At 66.1% G+C, this 15,878-nt stretch carries 13 protein-coding genes and 1 riboswitch; of the genes, 2 read left to right on the forward strand and 11 right to left on the reverse strand.

What is annotated here, in order from left to right:
* Window positions 1–6 precede the first annotated feature (6 nt).
* Window positions 7–1,170, forward strand: a complete 1,164-nt coding sequence (locus ACWF5H_RS15655; protein WP_452037972.1) for a winged helix DNA-binding domain-containing protein — start codon at window positions 7–9, stop codon at window positions 1,168–1,170.
* Window positions 1,171–1,180: 10 nt separating this feature from the next.
* Here ACWF5H_RS15655 and ACWF5H_RS15660 read toward each other — a convergent pair whose 3' ends face one another.
* The 6 genes from ACWF5H_RS15660 to ACWF5H_RS15685 form a co-directional block, all read right to left on the reverse strand.
* Window positions 1,181–4,264 carry an alpha-mannosidase gene (locus ACWF5H_RS15660; RefSeq protein ID WP_452037973.1) on the reverse strand — a complete coding sequence of 1,028 codons (3,084 nt, stop codon included), beginning with the start codon at window positions 4,262–4,264 and terminating at the stop codon, window positions 1,181–1,183.
* Window positions 4,265–4,295: 31 nt separating this feature from the next.
* A complete protein-coding gene (locus ACWF5H_RS15665) occupies window positions 4,296–5,150 on the reverse strand; it encodes a carbohydrate ABC transporter permease (protein WP_452037975.1) in 855 nt (284 codons plus the stop codon).
* A 4-nt stretch (window positions 5,151–5,154) separates the two neighbouring features.
* On the reverse strand, window positions 5,155–6,075 hold the full coding sequence (locus tag ACWF5H_RS15670; protein WP_452038132.1) for a carbohydrate ABC transporter permease: 921 nt from the start codon (window positions 6,073–6,075) through the stop codon (window positions 5,155–5,157).
* A gap of 23 nt (window positions 6,076–6,098) precedes the next feature.
* Window positions 6,099–7,466: an extracellular solute-binding protein gene (locus ACWF5H_RS15675; protein ID WP_452037977.1), complete on the reverse strand. Its 1,368-nt coding sequence runs from the start codon at window positions 7,464–7,466 to the stop codon at window positions 6,099–6,101.
* A gap of 131 nt (window positions 7,467–7,597) precedes the next feature.
* Window positions 7,598–8,668, reverse strand: a complete 1,071-nt coding sequence (gene metX / locus ACWF5H_RS15680; protein WP_452038133.1) for a homoserine O-acetyltransferase MetX — start codon at window positions 8,666–8,668, stop codon at window positions 7,598–7,600.
* 80 nt (window positions 8,669–8,748) lie between these two features.
* Window positions 8,749–10,074 (reverse strand): bifunctional o-acetylhomoserine/o-acetylserine sulfhydrylase, encoded by a 1,326-nt coding sequence (locus tag ACWF5H_RS15685; RefSeq protein WP_452037978.1) that lies wholly within the window; start codon window positions 10,072–10,074, stop codon window positions 8,749–8,751.
* Between the two features lie 67 nt (window positions 10,075–10,141).
* Window positions 10,142–10,256: riboswitch (SAM riboswitch) on the reverse strand.
* 193 nt (window positions 10,257–10,449) lie between these two features.
* Between ACWF5H_RS15685 and ACWF5H_RS15690 the strand changes: the two genes are divergently transcribed.
* The gene (locus ACWF5H_RS15690; RefSeq protein ID WP_452037980.1) at window positions 10,450–11,097 is read left to right on the forward strand and encodes a VOC family protein; all 648 of its coding nucleotides are present in this window, start codon (window positions 10,450–10,452) and stop codon (window positions 11,095–11,097) included.
* Window positions 11,098–11,256: 159 nt separating this feature from the next.
* Here the strand turns inward: ACWF5H_RS15690 and ACWF5H_RS15695 are convergent, their stop codons facing one another.
* The 5 genes from ACWF5H_RS15695 to ACWF5H_RS15715 all read right to left on the reverse strand — a co-directional run bounded on the left by ACWF5H_RS15695 (window position 11,257) and on the right by ACWF5H_RS15715 (window position 15,825).
* Window positions 11,257–12,036, reverse strand: coding sequence for a CPBP family intramembrane glutamic endopeptidase (locus ACWF5H_RS15695; protein WP_452037982.1), 780 nt, complete (start codon window positions 12,034–12,036; stop codon window positions 11,257–11,259).
* Window positions 12,037–12,156: 120 nt separating this feature from the next.
* Entirely contained in the window at window positions 12,157–13,110 is a 954-nt protein-coding gene (locus ACWF5H_RS15700) for a PDR/VanB family oxidoreductase (protein ID WP_452037983.1), read from the reverse strand.
* A 21-nt stretch (window positions 13,111–13,131) separates the two neighbouring features.
* Window positions 13,132–13,926, reverse strand: a complete 795-nt coding sequence (locus tag ACWF5H_RS15705; protein ID WP_452037985.1) for an amino acid ABC transporter ATP-binding protein — start codon at window positions 13,924–13,926, stop codon at window positions 13,132–13,134.
* The gene (locus ACWF5H_RS15710; RefSeq protein ID WP_452037986.1) at window positions 13,923–14,861 is read right to left on the reverse strand and encodes an amino acid ABC transporter permease; all 939 of its coding nucleotides are present in this window, start codon (window positions 14,859–14,861) and stop codon (window positions 13,923–13,925) included. Before ACWF5H_RS15710 ends, ACWF5H_RS15705 begins: the two co-directional genes overlap by 4 nt.
* 19 nt (window positions 14,862–14,880) lie before the next feature.
* A complete protein-coding gene (locus tag ACWF5H_RS15715; RefSeq protein WP_452037987.1) occupies window positions 14,881–15,825 on the reverse strand; it encodes an ABC transporter substrate-binding protein in 945 nt (314 codons plus the stop codon).
* Window positions 15,826–15,878 lie beyond the last annotated feature (53 nt).

Genomic DNA, 15,878 nt, shown 5'->3' on the forward strand with positions numbered 1-15,878 from the left:
CCTGCCGTGCGGCAACCCGGTCCCCAGGACATCCGCCGCCACCGCCTGCGGGCGCAGCGGCTCTGGGACCATCCCGCGGACGACGCCGAGGCAGCCTTGCGCTGGCTCCTGGCCTTCCAGTCGCAGGAGTATGCCTACGCCCGCTGGTCGCTGGCGCAGCGGACCGGCGGCCAGGCCCGAGACACCGCCGCGGACGTCGATGCTGCGATCGCCGCCGGAACCATTCTGCGCACGCACATCCTGCGGCCCACCTGGCACTTCGTGCACCGCGGCGATCTGCGCTGGCTGATGCTGCTGTGCGCACCCCGGCTCAAGGCCGGCAACAAGGGCCGGGACCGGCAACTCGGGCTGGATACGGCGACGGTCGCGCGCAGCAATGACGTGCTGGCCGCGGCGGTGGCCGACGGCCGGCACCGCAGCCGGGACGAACTCGCGTCCAAACTCACCGAAGCGGGGTTGCTTGAGGACGACGGGGTAAAGCTGAACGGTGCGCCGCTGCGCGGCCAGCGGCTGGGACATCTGGTGTTCCACGCCGAGATGGACCGGATCCTGGTCAGCGGGACGCCGCGGTCCGCTGACTCCGGCGCCGTGCAGCAAACCTATGCGACCTTCGACGAACGCGTGCCGCCGCTGAGTGCAAATTTTGAGCGGGACACGGCACTGGCGCGGCTGACCGCGCGGTACTTCGCCAGCCGCGGGCCTGCCTCGGTGAAGGACTGCTCCGACTGGTCCAAGCTGCCGCAGGCCGACATCAGGCGCGGACTGGAAGCCGGCGGGCAGGAAGGATTGGAACTGACCCAGGCCGATGGCGTGGAGCTCTGGTTCTCCCCCGCGGCCGGGTCCAACGGCGGCCTGGCCACGGCCGAGGACGTACCGCCCCGCGCCGACCTGATCCAGTGCTACGACGAATACGTGATGGGCTACAGCAAGACGCGCGGCTATCTGGGCGGGCCCGCGCCTGCGGCGCTGAGCAGCACGGTGCCGCAGCATGTCCTGCTGCTGGAAGGGAAAATGGCCGGCAACTGGAAACACGTGCTCAAGCCCGGCTCGGCCGAGCTGCGGCTCAAGCCGCTGCGCGCGTTCAGCGCCGCGGAGCGGCACGCCGTAGACGGTGCCGTGGAACGGTACGCGGCGTTCCTGCGCCGGCCCGTCACGCTGGAACTGGCCTGAACCGCCGTTCTCAGGCGCCGGTGGTGCTGCGGAAGCGGAGGGTTAGCAACTGGAACGGCCGCAGTTCGATGCCGACCGAGCGCTCCGCCGGCAGTTCCAGCCGGACATCCTCCACGTCGCGCTCCAACAGGTCCGTGGCCGAGACGCCCGCGAAGCCGAAGCCGGCGTTGATGGTGGCCTTCGCCCGGCCGCCGAAGGACTCGTAGCAGCGAAGGATCACGTCGCCGGAGCGGTCCTCCGCCAGCTTGACAGCCTCGACGACCACCGCCGGATGGTCCACCCGGAACAACGGGGCCACCGGGCCGGGCCCCACCCCGTGGACAAGGCGCGGAGGCAGATTGAGCCGGTAGCCGGCCCGCACCGCGTCCGGGATGCCGGCGCCGATCACCAACGACGTCCGGAACGTGTGCTCGCCTTGATCGGCCTGCGGATCAGGGAACAGCGGCGCCCGCAGCAGCGATTGCCGCACCACAGTAGCGGGCATGGTGGCCGGCTCGGTCCGGCGGATGTCGTGCCCGTAGGTGCAGTCATTGGCGATGGCGACGCCGAAGCCGGGCTCGCCCACCTGCACCCAGCGATGCGCGCAGGTTTCAAACCGCGCTGCGTCCCAGGACGTATTGCTGTGCGTGGGCCGGAAGACGTGGCCGAACTGGATCTCCGATGCCGCCCGGTCTGTGTGGAGGTCCAGCGGGAAGGCCAGCTTCAGCAGCTTCTGCCGCTCGTGCCAGTCGACGGTCGTCTCGACTTCCAGCGATCGGGATCCGGCGGCCAGCCAAACCGTCTGAACAACGCGGGAGGCGCCGAAGCTGCGGGTGACGCGGAGCCCCGCCCATCGGGGCGCGGCCGGCAGGGCCGTCGCGGCGTCCACCTCGCCGGAAAAGGCCTCGATGGCTTCGACCGCGCGCAGCTCCTGGCCAACTGACTTGTAGTGCTCGTCCAAATCCCAGGCGTCCCATCTGGCCGGGGTGTCGCGGAAGAGCTGCAGCAGGTTGGCTTGCGTGCCGGCGGGAATGACCTCCCGCCCGGTGTCCAAGTCCACCAGTGAGGAGATCAGGCCCTCGGAATCGATCAGCACCCGGAGCAGACCGTTGGCCAGCAGCCAGCCGTCGCCACTGGGTTCAACGCCGACGCCTGACTCTGCGCCCGGGTCGGGTGGGTCCGCGGCCCTCACGGCACTCAACGCGGGCACGCCGTCCACCGGATACGGGCCGGCATTGGCCACGGCGCTTCCTGCGCCGCGGCCCAACAGTGCACGCAGCGAGCCGTCGATCATACCCGCCAGTTCCGCCGCCAGCCGCACATAGTTGGCCTCAGCCTCGCGGTGCACCCAGGCGATCGAGGAACCGGGCAGGATGTCGTGGAACTGCTGCAACAGCACGGTCTGCCACGCCTGTTCCAGCGCATCGTACGGGTAGGGCGCGGCACCTCGCACCGCCGCCGTCGCCGCCCAGAGCTCGGCCTCGCGCAGCAGATGCTCGCTGCGGCGGTTGCCCCGTTTGGTGCGCGCCTGCGAGGTGTAGGTGCCCCGGTGGTATTCCAGATACAGCTCCCCCGACCACACCGGCGGCCGGTCGTATTCTTCCTCCGCGGCACGGAAGAACCGCTGCGGGCTGGAGAGCCGTACCCGCGGCGAGCCTTCCAGGTCGGCGGTGCGGTGTGCGGCAGCGAGCATCTCGCGCGTCGGTCCGCCGCCGCCGTCGCCGTAGCCGAAGGGCAGCAGCGAGGTATTGGCGGATCTCTTCTCCGCGAAGCGCCGTTCGGCCCGGGCGAGCTCGGCCGCGGTGATCTCCGCGTTGTAGGTATCCGCCGGCGGGAAGTGGGTGAAAATCCGGCTGCCATCGATTCCCTCCCAGCGGAAGGTGTGGTGCGGAAAGGTGTTGGTCTCGTTCCAGGAAAGTTTCTGGCTCAGGAACCAGCGGGACCCGGCGGCGCGGGCAATCTGCGGCATGGCGGCGGAGTAGCCGAAGGAGTCCGGGAGCCAGACCTCCTCCGGATCCACGTCGAACTCGGTCCGGAAGAACTTCTTCCCGGCGATGAACTGGCGGGCCAGCGCCTCCCCGCCGGGCATGTTCGTGTCTGCCTCGACCCACATCCCGCCGGCCGGGACAAATCGGCCGGCCCTGACCTGGTCCGCCACCCGTGCGAACAGCTCCGGATATCCCTCTTTCAGCCAGGCGTACTGCTGCGCGGAAGAGGCGGCGAAGACGAACTCCGGGTCCGAATCCAGCAAGGACAGGACGTTCGCGAAGGTCCGGGCAATCTTGCGCTTGGTCTCGCGGACGGGCCAGAGCCAGGCGCTGTCGATGTGCGCGTGGCCCACAGCGTGGATCCGGTGCGCGCTGCCGGCTGCCGGGGCGGCGAGCGCGGGCCCCAGCACGGCACGGCCGGCCGCGGCGGTGCCGGCGATGTCCGCGGGATCCAGCACGTTGAGTGCGTGCTCCAGCGTCCGCAGGATCTGGGCGCGGCGCGGCTGCCCCGGATCGAGCTGGAGCATGAGTTGCTCCAGCACCGTGAAGTCCTGCAGCAGTTCCCAGGCCGCGACGTCGCGCAGCGCAATGTCGGCCCGGCGGAAGGTGTAGCACGGGTTCCGCCCGATGGTGGCGGGGTCTCCCATCGGGGTGGGCTGGAAGTTGAAGTTCTCGAGCAGGTCCGGGTTGGCTGCCGCCTCCAGATACAGCTCGACGGCGGCGCCCGGCCGTGCGTCCAGAGGCACGTAGGCGTTGCGCGGTTCGATGGCCTTGATGATCCCGCCCTGCGGGGTGTAGACCAGCCCCTCCGCCTGGAAGCCCGGGATGCCGGGGGTGAACCCCGGGTCCAGCAGCAGCTCCGGCCGATGCCCGGAGTCCACGGTCCATTCCGCCGGGATCTGCCCGCTGAGCCGAAACCAGCTGGTGGACCAGGCCGGCCCCCAGGTGCTGCCCGCCGCAAACTCGGTGAAGCCGGCCGCCATCGCCTCCCGGAACGCGACCGGTTCGCCCGGTACATGCCAGGCCGCCAGCTGCACCGGGACCGCCGCCGGGTAGACCGCCGGGTGCAGCCGTTCGAGAATGAACCGGCGGATCCGCGCCTCGACCTGGGCCGCGTCGTCGTGCATGGCACCGTCCTTTTCTGCCAGAGCGGCTGGATCAGCCCTTCACCGCGCCGGCCATCGCGAAGGAACCGCCGATCCCGCGTGAGACCAGAATGTAGAGCAGCACCACGGGGACCGAGTACAGGACCGAGTATGCCGCCAACTGCCCGTAGGCGATGGCGCCATGCTGGCCGAAGAAGCTGAAAATGCTGACCGCCGCGGGCTGCTTGGCGGATGAGAGCAGCAAGATGAAGGGAACAAAGAAGTTCCCCCACGCCTGGATGAAGACAAAGATGAAGACCACCGCGAGTCCCGGACGCATCAGCGGCACCACGATCCTGGCCAGCGCGTTCATTGCCGAGGCCCCGTCCACCCAGGCCGCCTCTTCCAGGCTGACCGGGACCGAATCCATGAAATTCTTGGTCATCCAGATGGCCATCGGCAGGGATGATGCCGCCATGAACAGCGTGGTGGCCGCCAGCGAGTCGAGGAAGTTCAGCTGCACGAACAGGCTGTAGACCGGGACCATGATCGCCGTGATCGGCAGGCACGTTCCGAACAAAACGATGTACAGGAACGGCCTGTTGAAACGCAGCTGGTACCGCGAGAGCGGATAAGCCGCCAGCACTGCCGCCAGCACGGTGACCACCGCGGTCCCGCCGGACAACAGGAAGCTGTTAAGGAGCGGCACGAACGTCAATTCCGGCGTGAGCACCGCCGCGTAGTTGGCCGCGGACACCTCGGCCGGGAACTGTGTTTGATAGCTGGCCTCCGCATCCAGCGAGGCCAGGATCAGCCAGCTCAACGGCAGCAAGAAGCACGCCGCAATGACCAGCAGGGAGGTGTTCGCGAGCACCGCAACGGTACTGCGCCGGCCGGAAGCCACGGACAGCTGACCGGGACGGTTCATCAGCTCAGCCCTTCCTTTCGCGCAGCGCACGGATGTAGATGACGGAGAAGACCGCCCCGATCAACAGCATCACGACGGCGATGGCGGTGCCGTAGCCCACGTCGCTGTAGCGGAAGGCCTCTTCGTAGGCCATGAGCGGCAGCGTGGTGCTGGCTCCTGCCGGGCCGCCGGCCGTCATCACGTAGATCAGGGTGAAAACCGAAAGCGTCTGCAGGGTAATGAGCATCAGGTTGGTGGCAATGCTGCGCCGGATCATCGGCAGGGTGATGTACCACAACCGCTGTGATCCGCCGGCGCCGTCGATCATCGCCGCTTCCGTGATCTCCTCCGGCACATCGTTCAGCGCCGCCTGGTACACCATCATGGAAAACGCCGTTCCCCGCCAGATGTTGGCCAGGATCACCGCCAGCATGGGGACCGTAAACAGCCAGTCGGTCCCGTCGATGCCGAAGAGCGCGGTGAGCTGGTTCAAGGTTCCGTCCCGGTTGAAGAAAGCATAGGCCACGAAGCCGGCCACGATTTCCGGCAATACCCAGGCCGCCACCACGCAGACCCCCACGGCCGCGGAAACCGCCTTGCTTGCTTTCGTCATCAGCAGCGCGATGCCCAGGCCCAGCAGGTTCTGGCCGAGCACGGCGGAGACGAGGACGAAGATGACCGTCAGCCAGAGCGACTGCAGGAAATCCGGGTCGCTGAGCAGTTCGGTATAGTTTTCCAGCCCGACCCACTGCGGGTCCTTGGCGGCCACGCCGGTCAGTGCAGCATTGGTGAAGGACCCGTAGAAAGCCCACAGGATCGGGCCGGCCAGGAACACGCCCAGCAGCACCACGGCAGGGCCGAGCGGCAGCAGCCGCAGCACTGTCCTCCCCGGCGGGCGGCGCCGGCCCCGCTCAGTGCCGCCACGCGTTTCGGCGTCGCGGGCCACCACCTCGGCGGCTGTCACTGCTGCTACTTCTGCACTGTGTTTTCTGCGCCAACAAGGTCGGTGACGGCGGCGTCGAACTCGGCCGCGGCCTCCTCGGGTGTCTTCTTCCCCATCATCACCGCTTCGGTGGCTTCCTGGACAGCGGTCGAAATCTGCGGGTAGTCGGCTGTGGCAGGCCGGTAATTAGTCACCGAGACCAGTTCGGAAACCTCGCCCACGAACGGATTGGCTTCCAAGTAGGCGGGGTCCTTGGCCACATCGGTACGGACTGCGATCTGCGAATTGGCCACGGTGTACTGCAGCGAGTTCTCCTGGTTCATCACCTCCGTGAGGAACTCGAACGCGAGATCGGGATTCGCTGAATTGGCGCCTACCGCCAGTGTCCAACCGCCGGACATGCTGACTGCTCCCGGCTCCTGTCCGCTCTGGGTGGGGAACGGTGCCACGCCCATCACGTCGCCATATTCGGGCCAGTCCACCAACCCTCCCTCCTGCCAGAACGACGGCGAGTAGGAACCTTCCACGGTTCCGCCCAGTTTGTCCTCGGGAAACAGCTGGCCGAAGACCATCTGCCACACGTTCGGGTCCAAGGCCTCGGCCGGTGTGACGGCCAGGTCCTCTTGATAGAGCGTCTGCAGGAAGGCCAGCGAGTCAATGAAGCCTTGCGAGCCGACCACCCACTTGCCTTCAGCGTCGTCGTAGAGCGTGTCGCCGGTGCCATAGAGCAACTGGTAGAAACTCTGCATGACGGTGCCTTCGCCGGTGCCCGTGCCGGCGTAGAGGTTGAACGGGACCACGTCCGGCTGCGAGGACTTGATGGCCCGGGCCGCCTCCAGGATGGCGTTCCAGTCCTTCGGAGCCCAGGGGACGTCCACGCCGGCCTTTTGCAGGACGTTCTTGTTGTACCAAATGGCCCGAGTATCGGTACCCAGCGGGACAGCATAGATACTGCCATCGTCCGCGCGACCGGCTTCCTTGGCTCCGTCGTTGAAGTTCGCCCAGTCGTCCCACTCGGCCAGATACTGATCCAGGTTCAGGAGGTAGCCAGCATCCACGTCCGAACGGATCTTGAAGGTGTCCTCGTAGAACACGTCCGGGGCGGTGTCCGGCGACCGCTGGGATAAGGCGAGCTTGGTCGCATAGTCTTCGTCGCTGCCGGTGATGGGCTCCAAATTGACCGTCACGCCGTCGTGCGCAGCCTCAAAATCGGCCTTCGCCTTCTTCATCACCTCATCCATCGTGGCATTGGCCTCGGTGGTCTGGTACACGATCCGTAGTGCGGAGCTTTGCGGGGTATCGCCCTCCCCGCCCCCGCCTCCCCCGCCACAGCCGGCCAGCGCCAGCGCTCCAACGGCCAGCAATGAAACTTTGATTCGGTAATCACGCAGCATGGTTCCCCCCTCGTTTGGAGGCTTCCGGGCCAAACGCCGTCGGCGTGGGTCAGGGGCCTACCGGCATGCTACCGAGGGGCTCCATCGAATGGATTTATTCGTCCCAACCGTGATCAAACTGCAATGTGCGGTCAGACCTGCGGGAAAAACGCCTGCGTGAGCTCGTCATGCAACTGGTGGACGTCGGTCAGGAAACCGTCGTGGCCCAGCGGCGTTTCGATGGTGTGCACCTTGACCGATCCGGGCAGCGCCTCGGCCAACTGGCGCGACTGTTCCGGAAAGTAGAGACGGTCCGAATCCACCGCCGCAATGAAGAATTCCGTCCCCGCGAGACCGCCCAGGGACTGCTCCAGCGAGCCGCGGCCGCGGGACACGTCGTGGCTGACCAGGGCCTCTGTGAGCAGGATGTAGCTGTTGGCGTCGAAGCGGGAAACCAGCTTCTCCGCCTGGTAGTCCAGATAGCTTTCCACCGCATAGCGGCCGCGGGCGGAGGGCGTGATGCCGCCAAACGGCTGTTCCTCCGCCTGCGCCGAGCGGCCGAACCGATACTCCAGTTCAGGCTCCGAACGGTAGTTGATGTGGGCGATTCGCCGGGCAATACCTAGTCCGGCTTCGGGGGCGGGACCGCCGTAGTAGTCGCCGCCGGTAAAGTGCGGATCCAGCCGGATGGCTGCGACCTGCGCCTGGGCAAACGCGATCTGTTCGGCGGTGCTGGCCGCCCCGCACGCCATCACGGCGCACCGCGCCGTGCGCTCGGGGAACGTCGCAGCCCACTCGAGCGCGCGGGCCCCGCCCATCGACCCGCCGAGCACGGCGTGCCAGCGGCGGATGCCCAGCGCATCGGCGAGCCTCGCCTCGGCCCGGACCGAATCCCGGATGGTGACGAACGGAAACCGCGACCCCCACGGCTTACCATCTGGTGCCGGCGTCGCCGGGCCGGTGGAGCCGTAGCAGCCGCCAACCATGTTGGCGGCCACTACGAAATAACGCTCCGTGTCGATGGTGGCGCCGGGACCGACCAGGTCGTCCCACCAGCCCTCCTCGTTGGAGGCACCGCGGGCCACATGCGTGCTGCCGGTCAGGGCGTGCTCGATCAGGACGGCGTTGGACGCATCCGCGTTCAGGGTGCCCCAGGTTTCATATCCCAGGACAACCTCGGGCAGATAGCCGCCGGCCTCCAGCTCCAGCGCACCTACTGGCATCCTGCGCAGGACGCCATCCGTCGCCTGATCCACCAGTTCCTGCGGTTGCACGATCGTCACGCTGCGTTCTACCTGCTTGCCTAGTCGTCCGAGCCCTTGGCGGCGCGGAAACCGGCCTCCAAGTCGGCGATGATGTCGTTGACGTTCTCGATGCCCACGGAGAGCCGGACCAGTCCGTCGGTCACGCCGGCGGTCAGCCGTTCCTCGGCCGAAAGCTGGGCGTGGGTGGTCGACGCCGGGTGGATCACCAGCGAGCGCACGTCGCCGAGGTTGGCCACATGCGAATGCAGTTCAAGGCCGTCCACAAAACGCTTGCCGGCCTCGATCCCGCCCTTGATCTCGAACGACACGATGGCGCCCGTGCCCTTCGGACCGTATTTGCGGCCGCGGTCGTACCAGGGGCTCGACGGCAGGCCGAGGTACGCGACGGAAGCAACGTCGTCGTGCGCCTCGAGGAATTCCGCGACCTTCTGTGCATTGGCCACGTGGCGCTCCACCCGCAGGCTCAGCGTCTCCAGCCCCTGGGCGATCAGGAAGGCGTTGAACGGGGAGACCGCGGACCCCAGGTCGCGCAGCAGCTGGACGCGGGCCTTGAGGATGTAGGCGAGATTGGCGCCAAGCGCACTTCCGACGCCCAGGTCACGGGCAAAGACCAGCCCGTTGTAGGTCTCGTCCGGGGTGTTGAAGCCCGGGAACTTTTCCGGATCGGCAGCGAAGTCGAAGGTGCCGGCGTCCACGATCACGCCGCCGATGGCCGTCCCGTGGCCGCCCAAGTACTTGGTGGCCGAGTGCAGCACGATGTCTGCGCCCCACTCGATCGGGCGGATCAAGTACGGGGTGGCCAGCGTGTTGTCCACGATCAGCGGCACGCCATTCTCATGGGCGATGCTGCTGACCGCTTCCAGGTCCAGTACATCTTGGCGCGGGTTGGAGACCACCTCGCCGAAGAACGCCTTGGTGTTCGGCTGCACTGCGTCGCGCCACTGCTGCAGGTTGTCCGGATCCTCGACGAACGTCACCTCGATGCCGAACTTGGGCAGCGTGGTGCGCAGCAGGTTGTACGTGCCCCCGTACAGGCTGGGGCTGGCCACAATATGGTCGCCGGCCTCGGCCAAGTTCAGGATGGAGAACGTGGATGCGGCCTGGCCCGAGGCCAACAGCAGCGCACCGACACCGCCTTCCAGACTGGCGACCCGGGCCTCAACGGCCTCGCTGGTCGGGTTGCCGATCCGCGTGTAAATGGGCGCCAACTCGGACAGGGCAAAGCGGTCCGCGGCGCTCTGGGCGCTGGGGAACACGAACGAGGTGGTCTGATAGATCGGCAGTGCACGGGCGCCGGTGGCGGCATCCGGCTCCTGGCCGGCGTGGATCTGACGGGTTTCAAAGGACCAGTCTGCATTGGACATGGTGCAACTCCTTCATGGGAAGGGGTCATCCGGGATCCGGCCGTGCCGGCATGTCTATCCCGGGTGTGACCCGCGCTTGCGCACCGCCTGATGGCGGCTGCCTGGTCTTCACCCGGGGCACCCCACCGCGGTTGGAGGGTTGCCGGCCAGCAAACCGGGGTTTCACGCTGGCACTCATGACCTGCGTCCAGTCTCAGCGGAGAGCCCGCCCGGCCGCAACAATGTGACACCTTATGACCGCCCGCAGCGGCGCTTATTCCGCCCCAATCTGGTGGTGTGAGCACCTGCCAGACATGGATCTTCGAGCCACATCCGGCCGGATACTGGTGACTTAGGTCACCCTAAGTCGAGAGAGGGTTCACAAAGTGCCAAGATATGGCTATGCGCTTCGACCACGTTTCTTATGCTGTTGAGCCCGACGGTCTGGCTGCCACCTCAGAGCGGATCTCCAAAGCTCTGGGTATTGACGCAGTCAAGGGCGGGGTGCACCCCCGCTTCGGCACCCGCAATATGATCTTCCCGCTGACCGACCACCATTACCTGGAAGTGGTGGAGGTCCTGGCCCACCCCGCGTCCGACAAAGCCCCCTTCGGGCAGGCCGTGCGTGCCCGCTCCGAAGCCGGCGGCGGCTGGATGGGCTGGTGCGTGGAAGTGGACGATCTAACCCCGTTCGAAGAGCGGTTGGGCCGCCATGCGGTTCCCGGAAACCGCAAGTTCCCGGACGGCCAGGAATTGACCTGGCAGCAGATCGGCATCAAGGGCCTGATCGCCGACCCGCAGGTTCCCTACATGCTGCGCTGGGATGACGGCACCGAGGCGCTTCACCCGTCCAACGCCCGCCCGGCATCCGTCAAGCTGATCGGCCTGACCATTGCCGGTTCCTCGGATCGCGTGGCGGACTGGCTGGGCACCCCGGTGGATGACCTGCTCGACGACGTCAAGGTTGCGTGGACCGCGCCGAACGGCACGCCGGGCATCATGTCGGTCCGCTTCGAAACCGCGAACGGCATCGTCGAACTCTAAGTTTCCGGTCTCGTCCGGCCCGGTGCACGGCTCGCTTTTTTACGCAGGGCTCCCGTTCCGGCCTCTTGCTCCCACCCACGGTGGCGCAAGAGGCCGGAACGGGAGCCTTTTGCCTGTCCCCGGCAAGCATCCTCTCGGCTGGCCGTTAGGTACGCCGGCTTAGGTACCGATGCCGATGGCTGGACCCACCAGCGCGTAGCCGACGAAACCGGCGATATCCAAAAGTGCGTGCGCGACCACCAGGGGCATTACCCGCTTGACCTTCGTATAGACGTAGCCGAACACCAGGCCCATCAGGAAGTTCCCGATACCCGGGCCGATCCCCTGGTACAAGTGGTAGGTCCCGCGCAGGGCGGCGCTGACGAAGATCGAGGTCCAGATCCCCCAGCCGAACTTGGCGAATCGATCGAAAAGGTAGCCCACCATGACCACTTCTTCGAGAATGGCGTGGCGCAGGGCTGAAAGCACCAGTACCGGCACGGTCCACCAGTATTCGTCCAGGGCCGCGGGCACAATTGCGGTGGTGATTCCCAGCGCCCGGCCGGCGGCGTAGACCGCCAACGTGCCGGCACCCATCACCAGGGCCAGCAGGAAGCCCAGGCCGAAGTCCACCCGGGGCCGGGAGAAGGTGAAGCCGATCGACCGGAAGGCCGATTGGCCGGGCGAGGTCATCAGGAGCAGCACCAGTGCCACCGGCACCAGTGCAAAGCAGATGCCGAGCATCTGGTACACGAAATCGAAGATTTCCCGCGAGTTCAGTACCGGATTCAGCGTGGTGGTTTGCGAGGCCAGCGGCGCGCGGGTCATTTTCTCCAGCAGGTTCACCACGGCGTAGACCGCCGACTGCCCCAGCGAAACCCCGAGCACAATGAGCACTTCCGCCCGGTAGTAACTCAGCGTGCGCGGTGCGCTCGCGGTGATGGCCTTCTGCTTGTCCATAGCCACTATCTTGCCAAGTGAACCGGGGCTGGCGGCGACCGGAATCAATCCATGTCCCGCGCTCCCCCGCACGTCGCAACGGTTTCGCCTGCGGCGCCGGCGCACGCGACACTCCTTGGGCTACAAGTCCAACAGCAGGCGCTTGCCCTTGCAGCGGGAGACGCAGATCATCATGGTGTCTCCCGCCTCCCGTTCGGCTTCGGAAAGCAGCGTGTCGCGGTGGTCAATTTCGCCGCCCAGCACGGGCGTTTCACAGGTGCCGCAGATTCCCTCGCGGCAGGAATTCAGCGGACTGAGCCCGGCCGCTTCGAGGGCCTGCAGGATTGACTCGTCAGAACCCACCGGGACCTCCGTCCCGTCGGCGAGCTCGACCACGAAGGCCGACTCGCCGCCTTCAGGAGCTTCCGGGGCTTCGGCGGCGGCGAAGCGCTCACAGTGGAAACGTCCGGGATCCTCCCAACCGTCGGCAATCGACTGAATGACATTGAGCAGCGGCCCGGGACCGCAGGCATAGACGTGAGTCCCGGAGACCTGCTCTGCCAACAGTTCGGCCAGCGGGTAGAACCCGCTTTCGTCGTCGGCGTGGATATGGACGTCCCCTTCGAGTGCCTGGATTTCTTCGAGGAACGCCATCGAGGAGCGGCTGCGTCCCAGATAGACCAAACGCCACGGCACACCGAGTGCAGCGGCCTCCCGGATCATCGGCAGCACAGGGGTGATGCCGATCCCGCCGGCAATGAAGACGTAGCTGTCCGCAGGGGCCAGCACGAAGTTATTGCGCGGTCCCCGGACCTGGATCTTGGTTCCGGGCCTCAACAGGTCATGCACGTAGGCGGAGCCGCCGCGCCCCTCCGGCTCGCGCAGGATGCCCAGCCGCCAGACGGACCGGTCCGTCCGCTCGGAACAGAGCGAGTACTGGCGCAGCAATCCGTTAGGCAGGAGCACGTCGATGTGCGATCCGGCGTCCCACTCCGGCAGCTCTTCGCCGAGCGGATGCTCCAACTGCAGGGAGAGAACGCAGTTGGATTCGCGGCTGATCGACCGGACTTCGACGTCGAAAAAGTCTTCGTTCATGATTGCATTCATCCCCGGTAATCAGGCGGCGGCCGGTTCAGCGAGAACCGAAGCCAGGAAGGCCTTGGTGCGTTCGTTTTGAGGGTTGGTAATGATGTCCCGAGCCGGGCCCTCTTCGACCACGTAGCCGTCGTCCATGAAGACCACCCGGTCGGCGACGTCGCGGGCGAAGTTCATTTCATGCGTGACCACCACCATCGTCATGCCGGAGGTGGCCAAGTCCTTCATGACTTTCAGAACCTCGCCGACCAGTTCGGGATCCAGCGCGGACGTCGGCTCATCAAACAGCATGAGTTTTGGTTCCATGCACAGGGCGCGGGCAATCGCCACCCGCTGCTGTTGGCCGCCCGAAAGCTGGCGGGGATAGGCATCCGCCTTCTCGCTCAGACCGACCTTTTCCAGCAGCGACATGGCCCGCGCGACGGCTGTTGCTTTCCGCTCCTTCCGGACCAGCCGCGGTGCTTCGATCAGGTTCTGCAGCACGGTCATGTGCGGGAACAGATTGAACTGCTGGAAGACCATGCCGACGTCCGAGCGGCTGTGGCAGATCTCGTTGTGCGATTGCTCGTAGAGCCTGTTGCCCTTGAGCTCGTAGCCGACGATCTTGCCGTTGACCCACATCCTTCCGCCGTCAATGGCCTCGAGATGGTTAATGCAGCGCAAGAAGGTGCTCTTTCCGGATCCGGACGGGCCGATCAAGCAGACCACCTCGCCCTGCTGGACGTGCAGGTCAATGCCCTTCAGCACCTGGTTCGAGCCGAAGTTCTTGCATACCGCGTTCGCTTTGACCATCGGTTCGGCGTTCATTGCCGTCATTTCTTGCTGCCTTTCAGCGAGAGTGCGTCGTGCGTCGCGAAGAAGCGCCTGAGCTGCTGCAACGGCGTCGGCGGCAGGTTCCGCTGGTTGCCGCGCGCAAAGCGCCGCTCCAGGTAGTACTGGCCGATGGTGAGGACGGAGGTGATCAGCAGGTACCAGAGGCTGGCCACGATCAGCAGCGGGATCGTCTCGAACGTGCGTGCGTAGATGATCTGCGCGGAATACAGCAGTTCCGGCACAGAGATCACGCTGACCAGGGCGGTGGTCTTGAGCATGCCGATGGTTTCGTTGCCGGTGGGCGGAATGATCACCCGCATCGCCTGCGGCAGCACAATCCGGCGCATGGTCTGCAGCTTGGTGATGCCCAGGGCCCCGGCAGCCTCGGTCTGACCGTGATCAACGGAGAGAATGCCGGCCCGAACAATCTCGGACATGTAGGCACCCTGGTTCAGGCCGAGGCCAAGAATCGCCGCCGTCATCGGCGTGATCAACTGGTTCGCATCCAGATGGACACCCGGGATGCCCAGCGTGATGACCGGATACAGCGCCGCCAGGTTGAACCAGAACAGCAATTGAACCAGCACCGGCGTTCCGCGGAAGAAGTGCACGTAGGCGAAGGCGGCACCGCGCACCACCGGATTGACCGAGAGCCGCATGACGGCCAGGACCACGCCGAGCACGATCCCGATCGCCATGCTGATGACGGTGAGGCCCAGCGTCACGAGGATGCCGTTGCCGATGGAGATATCGCGCAGGTACATGGCCACCACGTCCCAGCCGAAGTTGGGATTGGTGAAGATGGAGTTCAGCAGCAGTCCACCCACCAGGAAGATCACGGCTGCGGCGAGCCAGCGGCCGGGGTGCTTCGCCTTGACGATGGTGTAGCCGTCTGCCGATGCGGCCACCGGTTCGGTTTGCGTAGTCACGGCTGTCATGGGGTTGATCCCTCTTTCGCTACTTGGCCTCGACCGCGTCGGCCGTGATCAGCACGGACTCCGGGAAGTCCCATTTGTCGCCGATTTCCTGGTAGCTACCACCGGCGATGACTCCCTTCACCGCTGCAGCTACGGCTTCGGTCATCCCGGCGTCCTTGGCCAGGGCAATCCCGAACGGTACGGCGTCGTAGTCCTCGCCCTCGGCCAACTCGAACTGGCCATTGGCTTCCTTGCCCTGGTAGACCAGCGGCACGCTGTCGGCGATCACTCCGTCAACCCGCCCGGACGCCAGCGCCAGGTTGGCGTCGGTCTGTCCGGGGAAGTTCTGGATCTTGATCGCTTCCTTGCCGTTGGCCGTGCATTCCTCGGAGAACTTGGGAAGGTATTCCATCGACTGGATCGACCCCTTTTGTCCGGCGATCTTCTTCCCGCACATGCTCATGGGGTCCATGGAGATGCCGAGCGGATTTCCCGGTGCGACGGCGATGCCCGTGCCGGTGTGGAGGTACTCGACGAAGTCGACAATCTTCTCGCGTTCCGGCGTGACGGAGAAGGCGGAGAGGGCCATGTCGTACTTGCCGGAGGCCAGGCCGGCCAGAATGGTGTCAAACGTCGCCGGCACGTGCTCCACCTTCAGCCCCAGGGCGGCACCGACGGCGTCGGAGAAGTCCACGTCGAAGCCGATCATGGTCTTGTTGTCGGTGTCGTAGTACTCGAACGGGGCGTAGGTCGGGTCGGAAGCGACTTTCAGCGTACCGGCGGCCAGGACGTCCTCCGGCAGCAAATTCCGGGCCGCTTCGTTGACCTGGATGGTCGCTCCGGCGCCCGGCGCCGCCGGAGCAGCAGTGTCCGCGGGTCCCGTAGCCGCGCCGGAGGCGTTGGTGCACGCGGTCAGGGAGACGGCCAGCAGGACGGATCCGGCCAGGAGGGAAGAACGGGTGGCACGGTGGCGTGAATGACGCATGGACTTTCCTTTCATGGTCCGGACGGCATTGTCCGGGTCTGGATATCCGCACT

The organism is Arthrobacter sp. NPDC055138, from assembly GCF_053607305.1.

Bases quoted from the DNA above. Each gene is read 5' to 3' on its own strand.
- ACWF5H_RS15660 (WP_452037973.1), bottom strand. From the start codon at position 4,264: ATGCACGACGACGCGGCCCAGGTCGAGGCGCGGATCCGCCGGTTCATT.
- ACWF5H_RS15665 (WP_452037975.1), bottom strand. From the start codon at position 5,150: ATGAACCGTCCCGGTCAGCTGTCCGTGGCTTCCGGCCGGCGCAGTACC.
- ACWF5H_RS15675 (WP_452037977.1), bottom strand. From the start codon at position 7,466: ATGCTGCGTGATTACCGAATCAAAGTTTCATTGCTGGCCGTTGGAGCG.
- metX (WP_452038133.1), bottom strand. From the start codon at position 8,668: ATGCCAGTAGGTGCGCTGGAGCTGGAGGCCGGCGGCTATCTGCCCGAG.
- ACWF5H_RS15685 (WP_452037978.1), bottom strand. From the start codon at position 10,074: ATGTCCAATGCAGACTGGTCCTTTGAAACCCGTCAGATCCACGCCGGC.
- ACWF5H_RS15690 (WP_452037980.1), top strand. From the start codon at position 10,450: ATGGCTATGCGCTTCGACCACGTTTCTTATGCTGTTGAGCCCGACGGT.
- ACWF5H_RS15695 (WP_452037982.1), bottom strand. From the start codon at position 12,036: ATGGACAAGCAGAAGGCCATCACCGCGAGCGCACCGCGCACGCTGAGT.
- ACWF5H_RS15700 (WP_452037983.1), bottom strand. From the start codon at position 13,110: ATGAACGAAGACTTTTTCGACGTCGAAGTCCGGTCGATCAGCCGCGAA.
- ACWF5H_RS15705 (WP_452037985.1), bottom strand. From the start codon at position 13,926: ATGACGGCAATGAACGCCGAACCGATGGTCAAAGCGAACGCGGTATGC.
- ACWF5H_RS15710 (WP_452037986.1), bottom strand. From the start codon at position 14,861: ATGACAGCCGTGACTACGCAAACCGAACCGGTGGCCGCATCGGCAGAC.
- ACWF5H_RS15715 (WP_452037987.1), bottom strand. From the start codon at position 15,825: ATGCGTCATTCACGCCACCGTGCCACCCGTTCTTCCCTCCTGGCCGGA.